7 protein-coding genes are annotated in these 13,547 nt (G+C 58.0%); 3 read left to right on the top strand and 4 right to left on the bottom strand.

Features of this window, described 5'->3' with window-relative positions:
• Nucleotides 1-33: 33 nt before the first annotated feature.
• From CAG47_RS08380 to CAG47_RS08390, 3 genes are all read right to left on the bottom strand, one after another.
• Nucleotides 34-4,782 carry a dermonecrotic toxin domain-containing protein gene (locus CAG47_RS08380; RefSeq protein WP_085724422.1) on the bottom strand — a complete coding sequence of 1,583 codons (4,749 nt, stop codon included), beginning with the start codon at nt 4,780-4,782 and terminating at the stop codon, nt 34-36.
• A gap of 171 nt (nt 4,783-4,953) precedes the next feature.
• On the bottom strand, nt 4,954-8,067 hold the full coding sequence (locus CAG47_RS08385; protein WP_085724423.1) for a transglycosylase domain-containing protein: 3,114 nt from the start codon (nt 8,065-8,067) through the stop codon (nt 4,954-4,956).
• Between the two features lie 288 nt (nt 8,068-8,355).
• Nucleotides 8,356-8,814, bottom strand: coding sequence for a transposase (locus tag CAG47_RS08390; protein WP_085724424.1), 459 nt, complete (start codon nt 8,812-8,814; stop codon nt 8,356-8,358).
• Between the two features lie 496 nt (nt 8,815-9,310).
• On the opposite strand from CAG47_RS08390, the gene CAG47_RS08395 reads away from it, so the two are divergent.
• Nucleotides 9,311-10,732, top strand: coding sequence for an amino acid permease (locus tag CAG47_RS08395; protein WP_085724425.1), 1,422 nt, complete (start codon nt 9,311-9,313; stop codon nt 10,730-10,732).
• Nucleotides 10,733-10,864: 132 nt separating this feature from the next.
• Here the strand turns inward: CAG47_RS08395 and CAG47_RS08400 are convergent, their stop codons facing one another.
• Nucleotides 10,865-11,989 (bottom strand): OpgC family protein, encoded by a 1,125-nt coding sequence (locus CAG47_RS08400; RefSeq protein ID WP_085724426.1) that lies wholly within the window; start codon nt 11,987-11,989, stop codon nt 10,865-10,867.
• A gap of 245 nt (nt 11,990-12,234) precedes the next feature.
• Here CAG47_RS08400 and CAG47_RS08405 point away from each other — a divergent pair, with 245 nt between their 5' ends.
• Nucleotides 12,235-12,609, top strand: a complete 375-nt coding sequence (locus tag CAG47_RS08405) for a GtrA family protein (RefSeq protein ID WP_085724427.1) — start codon at nt 12,235-12,237, stop codon at nt 12,607-12,609.
• Nucleotides 12,606-13,547, top strand: coding sequence for a glycosyltransferase family 2 protein (locus CAG47_RS08410; protein ID WP_085724428.1), 942 nt, complete (start codon nt 12,606-12,608; stop codon nt 13,545-13,547). Before CAG47_RS08405 ends, CAG47_RS08410 begins: the two co-directional genes overlap by 4 nt.

Raw genomic sequence — 13,547 nt, forward strand, 5'->3', positions numbered from 1 at the left:
AGGGGCCTTCAGGGGCTTTGCTGACTATCTGCGTTAAATGTTGGCTTTGCTCATGGCCTCACGGGTCAAGCGTCTAGCCAGTTCTTTCTCGTCATACCCCAAGTCAGTGAGTAATCCGCCGTAAACTTCCTCACTTATTGGTTGGTCGTTAAAAATCACCGTTTCAGGAACAGAAAAACCGATCATCAGTTCTTTGAGTTTATCGCGAAGCGCGGTGCGTTGAACCTCCGATAGCGAGTTGGCCCATTCATGTTGAGTGGTTCGCAACGTCTCAAGTTTTTCGAACTTACTCAGGTACAGTTGTTTGTTTTCTTCGAATTTCGAAGGATATGTTTTACGAAGAAAACTCTCCCAGAAGTCCAGTTCGAGCATTTTATTGACGAGGCCGTCACCCTTCTCCATGGTTAGAACCGTGTCGTAGGCATTATCGATCATTGCATCGGTGACGCCAGACACCGGTCTATGGAGCATGTCTTCGGATTGCCAAGGCAGGCTCAAACGTTTTGCCAAGCTGGTCTGATAGGCCAGATAGACTTCGACTTCGTCAGGGTCTCCATCGCGACTGCTCATATCGGCCCGCGCAATATCGTTGACCAGTTCAAGGCGTGCCGAACCTTTGGCCAGAGTCACTAATTTATCTTCAAGCTGAGAAGGATCGCTTGTACTGGAGCGCGCCTCAAAGTTGAGTACTTCGATGCCAATGTTGTTGAACAATTGCGCGCCGGCATCGGCACATCTCACAGGGTCTGCCGCCATGGTGAACAGTTTTTCTCTGAGCGGAGTATCGATACAGACGGCATCGAGCACGCGCCAGAGTCGCTCGAGTAGCTGTTTTCGTGCTTCACCGCCAGCCTTGTAGTCGGCAAAACCCGGTGCACTATTTATGAACGATATAAAAGGGCCAGAGTTCGGTTCGTGCTTCAGCTCTTCCCAGCGTTTAACTCGCTCACGGTCTAGCTCAGGGGAACTTTCCCATATTGCCGTGCTAGAAGCTGCGTCGGGTGAAAATAATGCGTCTATATCGTTGGGAAGGCCTGCTTCCATACGTATCTGGTTGAATAAAAAACGATTATTAGGTGATAGGTTTTCGATATCAAGGCGCGTTCGACCTATTATCAGCGCCGCCCACGGTCTAAGAGTCATATGATGTACATAATTTATTGGGTTTCCCCGCATGTCCAATACAAAGTCCTGAGGTCTATCAAAGGCTATAGTACCTATAGGCCAATTTGTTATTCCAGTGTTTCTGAGTCCGACAAAAGTCAATCTAGGCATTTGCGAAATGTCAGGTAGGTCACTTAGATTGTTAAAATTACTAAGTAGGTTGTGTAAGAGGTTGTTGATGTTTGATTGTTCATTTAATGGGTTGTTAATATTATGTCGTTCATTTAGTGGGTTGTTATCTAGTTCAAGTATTTCCATGGAGGTCAGCTCCCACAGTATTCTATTGCTTCGATAATTCCAGGTGATATTGTTGTCACGTAAGCGCAGACGTTCCAAACGACGCATGTTACCAATGTCTATAGGTAAGTGACTGAGCTCGCAACGGTTGGCGCTGAGTTCCCGAAGATTTGTAAAGTCATGCAATATCCCGTATGGGTCAGTTGGGAATCTTGTGTTGTCGAGTTTAAGAGCTGTGACTTTCTTGAGGAGTTTTTTAATCATCGGGTGCCTTGGCCACCAAGTCTCAAGATTTACTGGCAGCATCTCCCTGGACAGGTCAAGGGAGTAGGAGCTCGGGTCAGTACGGTTGCCGAACTCGCTGTTTCTTCGCTCGAAACAATCAATAAGGCGTTCAACAATGTGTCTTCCTCCTCCACCTTGGAACCCATTGTTATCGGAAACCGGGCTAAAAGGTTGTTGACGCTCCCAGTGATCAAGTGTCACCCGCAGCTCAGCGAGCTCATTTTTCAGTTCCTCTACAGCGTTGAGCGGTTCACCTCTAGCGCTCAAGGCATCAGCAAATGAATCAACTTCTACCTCGCTGAAGTGTGGGTAAAGATCCTGAATGCGCTCGTGCAGTGTTTGGCCTCCCTTACTGAGCCCGCCACCACGAACCAAAAGCATCGTTTCATGCTCGGCCACCGCCCGCACGGGCGGCTCGGCAAGGACGGTTCGGCGTTCGCTGGGCGGCTCCGATTTGACCATGACCCATTGCCTGAACTGTTCGGCGTCACCCGGTTTGTAGCCCAGGGCGCTTTGTCCATTCTCTTGCGTGGCCTGCAGGACCGCTTCGAAAAAGTCATCGGCTGTATGAATTGGCTGATCCGTGCCATCACGCACCTCGTACTGCCCGGCGTCATCGCGGATCAAAACCCGGACTTTCGCTGCATCCTCGGGTCCGGCACTACAGCGCAGCTCGCCATTGAATGTCCCCTGACGAACCTCCAGACGCAGGTCGCCAAAGGTGTCGGTATAGAGACGCAAGGTCCCCAATACCAGGCGCTCGGTGTCGGCCGTGACGGATGCGGTCGGGTACAAACCCTGGGCCGCCCGGACCGCCTGGGTTTCGAACTGAAGCTCTCGTGCCTGGGTCCTCATGCGCAAAGGCAGGCGGTTTTCTTGTGTAATCCGCTGACGTTCCGCGGCGCTGGCACGCGCATGGATTTGGTCCGCGACGGTCGCCGACAACTCGGGGAATTCGCTGAACAGCGGCGCGATCTCAGGGGATAACGCAGCAGGTTCAATGGCCGGTGAAGCCAGGCGTTGCAGGGTATCGGTCAGCAGCGGTGGCGGTGGTGCGCTCTCCACGTGCACCCTGCGCAGCAAGTCTTCATCGGTGCCGCTGATCCGGCGAATCTGTTCCAGTTGTTCATCGTTGAAACCATCGGTGCTGTGACCGAGGCGTCGCATCAGGGTCGAGCCTTCCCACTCGCGGGGGTTCTCCGTTTCGCTGACCCAGGCCCCTTGGCCATTGTGGCGCAGGATCGGTGCATAGGCCTCGGGGCGTTGCGGATGGCGGATGCGTTGTTGCCTGGTGACCGCGTCATCCAGCACTTCGAAATGTTGATCGTTCAGGGGCAGGATGCGTCGGCCCTGATGCAGGTGAAGACCCTGTGCGTCAGGCCGGGCGTCCGCGGGCAAAACCACGTCGGCGCGGTGATAGGGACTGAGGTCAGGGTTCCACAGACGCGTCCCGCCGTTTGCCAGTTGCACCGGTTTCAGGCCTTCGAAAAACGGCGAAAGCCTGGTCCTCGCAACATTGCCGACAGCGCCCGCCGCCGCGAACAGGCCCAGCTGGATGACGTTTTCCAGCACGCCGAGGGTCTGTTCACCGGCCTCGGCCAAGTGCCCTTCGGCCAGATCGACCAGGCCCTCGACTACACCATCGGTCAATTGATAGGCCGTGTAGGCCAGCATTAGCGGGCCCAGGCCAGGCACCAACGGCGTCGCCACCAGCAAGGCGATGTCGAGGATGTCCGAGAGCATTTTTTCCAGGTTGTCCCACCAGGCCCACCTGGCCATGCGGTCGGCGTATTCGGTGGAGATGGCGATTTCCCGCGCGTCGTTGAACACCTTGTTCAGGGTCTGCCGGTAGCGGTAGCTCCACAGGTCATAGTCGAAGGTTGTCTCCCGGTCGGTCTTGAGGCTCGACACGCTGAATTGCAGATCGGGTTTATCCACAGGGGTTTCGCGCCAGCTCGGCAAATTGGAACCGGCGGGGGCAGGCTGCCATTTCACCGTGCTGAGACGCGCGTTCAACCCGGCAAAAAAGTGGCCGCGTTGCTCATGGGGCACGAATTGACTGAAGAACTGTTGATAGCTGTTGGCGGATGTGCCATCGCGCAACTGGCGCGTCAGTTCAGCCATGAATTCCAGTGACGAGTCGTATTGCTTGAGCGGGTGCAGCGGATCATGGGGAACGTAGGCGATCACTGGCACCGGGCCGCTGGCGCTGGCGGTATCGGCGGCGATCAGCATGATGCCGCTCAGGCGCGTATCCATCATCGCCAGGTTGTAAAGGTCGACGGGTTGGCCGTTCCACTGCAGCCGCGAACGGTTGTAGACCATGCCTTGCACCACGTCATGGGCTTGCTGGTCGATGTCGTTCTTCATCAGGGCCATTTGCGCGGCGGCAAGCAGTGCGCTTTTCTGGCTGGCGATGATGTTTTGACGCAAGGTATCGCTCGCCGCTTTGTCGGTCGGCAGTAAAACGTCTTTCAGGTGCTGCTGGTAGCGGGCGCCGATGTCCAGGTCGCGACACAGGGACTTGAATTGCTCGATGCTCAGTTTGTCCTTGAGTTTTTTCACCAGAAAATGCCCGCGAGCATCGGGGCGGGTGATGAACTCGGAGTCCTGGGTGAACGTCTCGTCCCGGGAGAAGTTGTGCAAAGCGGCGTCCAGCAGCGAGACGGTGCGACTGGTGGTTCCGCCAGAAAAGTCGTGCACCCACCATGCCGTGTTCACCGGTGCGTAGAGCCGCAGCCAGGTTTGCTCGACATCGTCTTCGACGCCGAAGCGGTCCTTCAGCGCTTGCTGCAACAGGGGTTTGGCAAAGGCGGATATATCCTTCACATCACTGAGTAACTTATCCGCGGTGTTCTGCGCCGTCCAGCCGAGCCGGTTGGCTGCTTTCAACTTTCGGTGAGCGGTCGCTGACGCGTTCCTGTGCCAGTCGGGCAGCGTCAGCCTGACCGATTTCAGGGCGTCGACACGCGATGGGGAGGTGTCCAGCAGCCAGGCGGGAATCGCCTTTCTGACCTGATTGAAATGGATGCTTTTATCGATTGGGGCGATGTCGAGCGGATCTGATCCTTGAATCGCCGAGGGGCTAATGGGCATTGTTTGATCGTCCTTTGATCAATGTTGGGACGACCAGACTAGGTAAGCATGTAGCCCGAAAAAAGCTCAAAAGTTGGTTGTTAAAGGCGCTGGGTACGACTCGATTCTCCAAAAATCAAAGAGTGAAAAATACATATCTACCGCCACCCTGGTTCGGCCGTTGGCCATCGCTCAACGGCCTGCGGTCACTTGGCTTGGATGGCACATCGTGTGGGTGCCCGGTTGCAGGTACGGCGTCAGGATCGGTGCCATGCCCTTGAGCACCTGAACGGGCAATGCCGAGGTGAACGTGAAGTTCTCTGCCGAGCGACCCGGCACGAATGCCGTCAGGGTACCGAAGTGGTGATCGCCGATGTAGAACACAAAGGTGGCTGTGCGGTTGAGCGATTTTGAACTGAGAATCTGCCCGCCGGAACCGACGGCCTCGATGCGGTTGTCACCGGTGCCGGTCTTGCCGCCCATGGCCAGCGGGCTGCCATCCGGCAGTTTGAAACTGCCGGCCACGCGTTTGGCCGTACCGGCATCCACCACTTGCGAAAGGGCTTCGCGCATGGCCGTCGCTACCTCGGACGGCATCACCCGTTTGCCGACGTCCGGGTCGTTGATCAGTTGGGTTTCATACGGGGTGTTCGCGGCGAAATGCAGGCTGTCGATGCGCAGGGTGGGCATGCGCACGCCATCGTTGAGGATGGTGCCGATCAGTTCCGCCAGGGCTGCCGGGCGGTCGCCAGAGCTGCCGATGGCGGTGGCCAGTGATGGCACCAGGTGGTCGAACGGATAGCCGACTTTCTGCCAGCGCTGGTGGATGTCGAGGAATGCCTCGATCTCCAGCATGGTGCGGATGCGACTGTCACGGGCACCCTTGTGCCGGCTTTTGAACAACCAGCTGTAGACCTCCTGACGCTCGAACTGGCTGGCTTTGACGATGTCGCTCCAGTCGGCGTCGGGGTGGTTGAGCAGGTAGCCCATCAGCCACAGGTCCAGCGGGTGAACCTTGGCGATGAAGCCCTGGTCTGGCAAATCGTAGGCGCCGGGGCTGTAGGCCTCGTAGAGCCTTGCAAGGCGCTCGTCAGTGAGCTTTTCCGTGAGCGTGGCGCCCGTGAGGTGCGAGCGCACGAAGGTGTTGAAGCTTTCCTGGCTGGCCTGTGGCAGCAGGTAGCGATGTACGGCGGCCATGCGGATCGGCGTCGGGCGCATGCTGTCCAGAAAGGTGTCGAGCCGCTCCTGGGTGTCCTTGTTCCTGTACCTCTTCCAGAACTTGAGCAGGAACGACGTACCCTCGCGGTCGGCGAACGAGGCCAGGTACTCCTGACGCCGAGGGTCGCGGTCGTCCTTGAGCAGTTCGGCACTGCTGTTCGGGCCGGAGTAGGTGGTGTAGCGCACCAGGTCGCGCATCAGGCGGATGAACGGCAGGTTGATCGACTCGCGCAGGGCGTCGCGCAGGGTCGGTAGCCGGCCGTTGTCTTCCTTGCGGAAGTTGTGGAACACATGCAGGCCGCCACCGGTGAAAAACGCCTCGCCGGGGCTGGCCGAGTATTTGCGGTCCAGGGCGGCGCCGAGCATTTTTTGCAGGTCGCGGTCCTTGTTCTCGATCAGGTAGTCGACCGCCCAGCGGCTAAGGCGATCCTGATCCGGCACGTCGACTTTCTTCAGTTCCGCAATCGTCATGCCGGCGTATTTGTCGTGCAGTTCGGCAATGATTTGCAGGTAGGTGGTCAGCACGCGCATTTTCGCGGTGGAGCCCAGTTCCAGTTTGCTGCCTTCGTTGATGTCGAACGGCTGGTCGGTGCTGTCGGTCTGTACCCGCACCCGCGAGCCGTCCGGGGTCAATTCGAACAAGGTGAAGCTGTAGCGTACCTGGGTGGTGCTGGTGGTGGTCAGAAGTCGTTCGCCGATCAGACCGATCTGCGTGGCAAAAGCCGGGTCGGCCAGTTTTTTCAGGTACTCGGTGGCCTCGGTTTGCAGCTCGCCTTGCAGGGTGCTGGTGGCGGACAGGTCGAGGCGGTCGAGGTCGTACAGCGGGCGATTGAGCATGCCGGCCAGACGGCTGCGCGCGACGCTGATGCCTTTGTTGGTTTCGATCGGTTGAATGGTCGGCTGGGTGGCCCAGTCACGGTAGGTCACTTTGCTGGCCAGGGCGGCGGCGGCGAACTGTGCGTCGATCACATTGTTTTGCGCCAGCAGGCGAATATGGCTGTCGGTAAGATCGGCCAGTTCATCGTGACCCTTGGTCAGGTAATGGGAAGGGCGGCGCTGGGCGATCATCAGCGACAGCACTTCTCGTAGGGCCAGGCCTTTTTCCGCCATGGTCTTTGGATCCGTCGCTGTGCTGGCCAGGACTGCGTTGGCCTGGTTGAAGTCGGATCCATACCACACGCGCAGGCCCTCAGCCATGCCATGCACTTCACCATGGCCCGGTACGGCTGACAGCGGCACGCTGTTGAGGTAGTCGCGAACCACGTTCTGCCGGGCTTCGAGGGTTTGTGGCCCGGCCTGATAGGCGCGTACGGTGGCGGAAATCATCTGGCGAATTTTTTCCGCACCGTTGACCGTCAAGCCATCGGGGGAATGCCGGTACTTCTCCAGTTGCGTGGCCAGGGTGCTGCCACCGGCGGATTGGCCGGGCACGTGCAACATCTTGGCCACCTGGGACCACGCCGCCATGCCGAACCGCGGCCAGTCCACCGCCGGGTTGGCCAGCGGTTGTTTGGGGTCGAGCAGGAAGCGGTTTTCGATGAACAGCAGGCTGTTGACCACCACCGGCGGGATCGAGGCAAAGGTCGAATAAAGCTGTTGCGGGTAGTTGTACTGGTACAGCGGTGCTGCGCGGCAATCGGTAATGGACAGCCCAGCCTGGATTTTCTCGGCATAGGGCACGAACAGGCCCTTGTCGCTGTACTTCAACAGCGCCGGGGAAAAGCGGGTTTGCGCCTCAACGACGAAATCGCGCTTGATCAGGCGCGGCAGGAATTCATCCAGCGAGCTGTAGCCCAGGCGCCGATCGAACGGGCCGTCGCCCGGATAGCGAATCGCATCGCTGGGGCCTGGTTTGAGTTCATAGTTCAGTGACGCGGCGTATTTGCTGACTTCCCGGGCCTGAAACTTCGAGGTGCGCATCTCCCTCATGGCGGCCAGCGTCACGACAATCGCAATAATCAACAGCAAGAGCCAGAACGCTCCCCATCCGTGCCTGGAACGACGGGGTTTTTCAGGTAGCGGCGCTTCATCCACACCTTCAGTCGGGACCACGGTTTTACTCGAATCGGTTTGCCACAAAGCGCCCATAGTCGACTGATCCATTCACGCAGATTGATCGGACTTGACTGAAGCTTAGACGGTGGTGGGCGAGGGTGAAAAAAATGTGCAGGGCAACATGATGCACGGACGAGTCGATAATCAGGCCAATTGAAGCACTTGTGGCGAGGGGGCTTGCCCCCGTTCGGCTGCGAAGCAGTCGAAAAACAGCAGAGCACGGTGCGTCAGACAATCACCGGCCGCAGGTTTTAGCGCCGCTTCGCAGCGCAACGGGGGCAAGCCCCCTCGCCACAAAGTGCTTGGTATACGGGCCGCCGTTTAAAGCCAGCACGCATCCCAGAGCGGGTAGTCGCCAATTTTATCCACAAGTCCGGCCCTGAGTGGATTGGCAACTATGTAGCGAGCGAACGGCAGGAGATCTTCTCCGTCGCGGATGGCCCGGTCGTGGTAGCCGGTTTGCCAAAGTGGGCCATTTCGGTTGGTGAATTCATTCACTTTGCGGGTGCAACGGGACTTGATGGCTCCGATGACGCGCCCCAGATTGTCTGCTTCCAGCTGCATCAACCAATGAAAATGATCGGGCATGACCACCCATGCGATGGAGTTCACTGCGTTGGTTTCATGAGCTTGGCGCAATTCTGCAACAAGTAGGCGTCCCAAGTGCCAATCCGAAAAGACTGGCTGACGATCATGAACAACGGCGGTGATGAGATATGCCCGACCGCTCTCGGAATATCGGCCTAGACGCAAGCGGTGGGAGTTGGGTTGAGTGGACATTCCGTTGCTTCCCTTGAGGTTATCAATATCGCATTCAAGGCTAGTACCCGGTTGTCCAGGGCTGCTCTGCTTGTGTTGAGTGAAAATACTGATACCTGTGAAGGAATGAGGGCATAAGAGGGTTGTTGTGGTGGGAGAGTAGCATCTGGCTGAAACGCTTGAACTAGAGCCCTTCAGGCTTTGGTAGGGGCATGACGGTGCACCATTGTTGTGCAATACTCCGCGCCGTTTAAATGGCGAAGATTCCTACAAAGTCCAGGTGATGTCACTCCTGAAAACCCGCTATTACCGGCTTTTATGGCTGAATTTAGTTGGTTATACAGTGAATATCTCTGTCTTCAGCTTTTTATACTGCACGACCCGCTGATCCTGCAGGTTTTGTCCTGCAGGACGGTTCTGCTTACAAGGCAGGTCCGGTTACGCGAAGCAACTGGCTTATCGGTCGGGGGCTTCAACGCTCGGTGGTCATATCCAACAACAAGATGAGGTGCCCCTTATGCCTGTAGGCAATCACCTGCCCCAGGGCGAGACCACTCAGGGCGGTCCGCTGAAACGTGAACTTGGCGAACGGCATATTCGCCTGATGGCACTCGGTGCCTGTATCGGTGTCGGCCTGTTTCTGGGTTCAGCCAAGGCCATCCAGATGGCCGGTCCGGCCATCATGCTGTCTTACATCATTGGCGGTCTGGCGATCCTGGTGATCATGCGCGCCCTTGGTGAGATGGCCGTGCATAACCCGGTCGCCGGCTCGTTCAGTCGTTACGCCCAAGACTACCTCGGCCCGTTGGCGGGCTTCCTGACCGGCTGGAACTACTGGTTCCTGTGGCTGGTGACCTGCGTCGCGGAAATCACCGCCGTGGCGGTGTACATGGGCATCTGGTTCCCTGATGTTCCACGCTGGATCTGGGCGCTCGCTGCGTTGATCAGCATGGGCTCGATCAACCTGATTGCGGTCAAGGCCTTCGGTGAGTTCGAGTTCTGGTTCGCCCTGATCAAGATCGTCACCATCGTTGCGATGGTGTTCGGTGGCATCGGCATCATCGCCTTCGGTTTCGGCAACGACGGCGTGGCCCTGGGCATTTCCAACCTGTGGACCCATGGTGGCTTTATGCCTAACGGCGTAACCGGCGTGCTGATGTCGCTGCAGATGGTGATGTTCGCCTACCTGGGTGTAGAAATGATCGGCCTGACCGCCGGTGAGGCGAAGAACCCGCAAAAAACCATTCCCGACGCCATCGGCTCGGTGTTCTGGCGGATTCTGCTGTTCTATGTCGGTGCGTTGTTCGTGATCCTGTCGATCTACCCGTGGAACGAAATCGGCACCCAGGGCAGTCCGTTCGTGATGACTTTCGAGCGCTTGGGCATCAAGACCGCTGCCGGCATCATCAACTTCGTGGTGATCACCGCGGCGCTGTCCTCCTGCAACGGCGGCATCTTCAGCACCGGGCGCATGCTCTACAGCCTGGCGCAGAACGGCCAGGCTCCGGCCGGTTTCGCCAAGACCTCGAACAACGGCGTACCGCGTCGCGCGCTGTTGCTGTCGATCTTCGCCTTGCTGCTGGGCGTGCTGCTGAACTACCTGGTGCCGGAGAAGGTCTTTGTCTGGGTGACCTCCATCGCCACCTTCGGTGCGATCTGGACCTGGGTGATGATCCTGTTGGCACAGCTCAAATTCCGCAAAGGCCTGAGCGCCAGCGAAGCGGCCGGCCTGAAATACCGCATGTGGCTGTACCCGGTCAGTTCGTACCTGGCGCTGGCATTCCTGGTGCTGGTGGTCGGCCTGATGGCGTACTTCCCGGACACTCGGGTGGCGCTGTATGTGGGGCCTGCGTTCCTGGCGCTGCTGACGGTGCTGTTCTACATGTTCAAGCTGCAACCGACGAATGTTGCGCAAGGTGCGGCACCTACCGTTTCGTAAGTTCTAACGCTGACCTGTAGGAGCGAGCATGCTCGCGATGGACCCGAGAACACCGCGTTTAACCAGGAAATACGCGTTATCGTTAACGTCCATCGCGAGCGTGCCGCAAGCGGGCACCCGCTCCTACACAGGTCAGGCGGGCGCCGTTTGCAGTGATCGATTCAAGCGCTTGTTGAACTCCAGCCACGCCCCCAGCAACGCCATCAATCCGGCCCCCACCAGCGCCGTGAAGATCTGCATGGCAAAAGCATCGTCGGTCAGCGCATTGACCATGTCCGCCAGGGGTGCCAGCAACACACCCAGACAGAAAATCTCCAGCGAGAAACGACCCATGCGGCAACTTTGCTGCGCCAGCCAGTTTTGCGTCCATCCGCTGTCGGGAATCAGTTTCGCCGTGACGTAGGCCAGTGCGAGGAAATGCAGCAGGCGCACGGGGGACAGGTTGGTCTTGCTGATGGGGTACAGGACGTTCTGCAGGCTCGCCGGTACCACGGCATCGTGTAGATCCGGCCAGCGCCACAGGACGGTCAACACACCCGCGACCACGACATACAGCGCCGCACCGACAAACAACGGCTGGCGCAGCAGCGGGCGAGTTTCGGGCACACGCGGGCGCTGGCTGTGAATCGCAGCGGCGGCGCCGAGTACGAACAGCAACTGCCAGGCAACCGGGTTGAAATACCACACGCCGTCCTTGATGGCCGCCAGGTTCCAGCCAGCCAGCGGCACCATCAGATACAGCGCCACTGACATCGCAACCACGACCCAGGCCTTGCGCAGCAGTATCGGCAGCACCAGGGGCAAGCCCGCCAACAGCACGATGTACAGCGGCAACGGGTCCATCAGGTTTGGCTTGAAACGCAACAGCAGCTCATCGATCAGGGCCTGCTGAGGGTCGCTGATGAAGTGGTGCATGCCCATTTCTTCTACAAGATCCCGTGTTTCCACGTGGCTGTTGGCGAAAAACACGATGCCCATCAGCATCGCCAGCAGGAAGATATGCACCACGTAGAGCACCCATGCCCGGCGCAGGATTTTCACGCTGGCGATCAGAAAGCCTTCCCGCGCCAGGACTTTGCCGTACGCCAGCACGGCCGCGTAACCGGCCAGAAACACGAAAACCTCGGCCGCATCGCTGAAACCGAAGTTACGCAGGGTGATTTGCCCCAAAGGGTTGTGGGGCACGTGATCCCAAAAGATGAAGATCAGTGCCAGACCACGAAAAAAGTCGATCCGGTGATCGCGGGCTAACGTCATGGCAGCAGGCTCGTTACAGCGGGTGAATACAGGATTGGCCGCGGGTGCAAAAGGCCGCGCGGCCAAGCGGCGGCGCGCAGGGTGGACTGATTCGCGAGCAATTGCAAAGTCGGGATATTACCGGATGTCTCGGGCGTTGCCCCAAGGTTCAACCGCTGGTCTGAAAGGTCCAAAAACCTGCGATTCCTGACAGTAGACAGGCTCAAATATTAGTAAGTGAAACGTTCTTGAAACGGGAGCCTCGCATGAGACTGTTGTGGAAGGGGCTGTCCAGTTACACGGTGATCGGGGTCGCCAACACCCTGATTCACTGGCAGATCTTTTTCCTGTTGAACGTGGCGGTCGGCCTGAGCCAGGCGATCAGCAACCTGAGCGCCTTCTGCGTGGCGGCGTCGTTTTCCTTCTACATGAATGCGCAATTCACCTTCGCCGCCAGTGCCTCGGTCGTTGGTTACCTGCTGTTTATTTCGGGCATGGGGGCATTGAGCCTGGGGGTTGGCCATCTGGGCGACGTCTGGCGATTGCACGGTTTGCTCACCGTGGCCCTGTTTTCGGCGTTGAGCCTGGTGTTCGGTTTCCTGTATTCCAAATACGTGGTGTTTCGCGAGCGTGATCAATGAAAATCTCGCTCATTGTCCCGGTGTTCAATGAAGAGCAGTCAATCAACCTGTTTTACCAGGCCGTGCGCCGTGAACTGGTGCTGCGCGACGCCGAGGTTGAAATCGTCTTCATCAACGACGGCAGCTCCGATCGCACGGCCGAACAGGCTACGGCACTGGCCCAGGCGGATGATCAGGTCATGCTGATCAATTTCTCGCGCAACTTCGGCAAGGAGCCGGCACTGTTTGCCGGCCTGGAGCACGCCAGCGGCGATGCCGTGATTCCCATGGATGTCGATTTGCAGGACCCGATCAGTGTCATCCCGTTATTGGTCGAGCAATGGCGAATTGGCGCCGACGTGGTGCTCGCCAAACGCCGCAATCGGGACGTCGACGGCTACCTCAGGCGTCACAGCGCTTCGATTTTCTACCATGTGCTCAATCGCATCGCTTACACGCGCATCGAGGAAAACGTCGGCGACTTCCGGCTGATGGATCGCAAGGTGGTCGACGTTATCCGTTCCCTGCCCGAGCACCAGTTGTTCATGAAAGGCGTGTTGTCGTGGGCCGGGTTCAACACCGTGGTGGTGGAGTTCGAACGGGCAGGAAGAGTGGCGGGGAACAGCAAGTTCAATGGCTGGAAACTGTGGAACCTGGCCCTGGAGGGCGTGACCTCGTTCAGTACCGTGCCGCTGCGCTTGTGGACTTACGTGGGTGGCGGCATTTCGATTTTCGCGGTGCTCTATGCGGTGTACATGGTGCTGGACAAGATTTTCTTCGGCAACAGCGTCCCGGGTTATCCGTCGCTGATGACCGCGATCCTGTTCCTTGGCGGCGTGCAACTGATCGGCATCGGCATCCTCGGCGAGTACATCGGTCGCATCTACATCGAGGCCAAGCACCGACCGCGTTATGTGATCAAGGATATCGTCGGCGGTAAAGACCGGGGCGGGCGCTAG

Source organism: Pseudomonas sp. R37(2017) (assembly GCF_002113375.1).
Classification (GTDB): domain Bacteria; phylum Pseudomonadota; class Gammaproteobacteria; order Pseudomonadales; family Pseudomonadaceae; genus Aquipseudomonas.

What these genes read in the sequence shown, in the direction of transcription:
- CAG47_RS08380 (WP_085724422.1), bottom strand. Translation starts at nt 4,782, where the DNA reads ATGCCCATTAGCCCCTCGGCGATTCAAGGATCAGATCCGCTCGACATC.
- CAG47_RS08385 (WP_085724423.1), bottom strand. Translation starts at nt 8,067, where the DNA reads ATGGGCGCTTTGTGGCAAACCGATTCGAGTAAAACCGTGGTCCCGACT.
- CAG47_RS08390 (WP_085724424.1), bottom strand. Translation starts at nt 8,814, where the DNA reads ATGTCCACTCAACCCAACTCCCACCGCTTGCGTCTAGGCCGATATTCC.
- CAG47_RS08395 (WP_085724425.1), top strand. Translation starts at nt 9,311, where the DNA reads ATGCCTGTAGGCAATCACCTGCCCCAGGGCGAGACCACTCAGGGCGGT.
- CAG47_RS08400 (WP_085724426.1), bottom strand. Translation starts at nt 11,989, where the DNA reads ATGACGTTAGCCCGCGATCACCGGATCGACTTTTTTCGTGGTCTGGCA.
- CAG47_RS08405 (WP_085724427.1), top strand. Translation starts at nt 12,235, where the DNA reads ATGAGACTGTTGTGGAAGGGGCTGTCCAGTTACACGGTGATCGGGGTC.
- CAG47_RS08410 (WP_085724428.1), top strand. Translation starts at nt 12,606, where the DNA reads ATGAAAATCTCGCTCATTGTCCCGGTGTTCAATGAAGAGCAGTCAATC.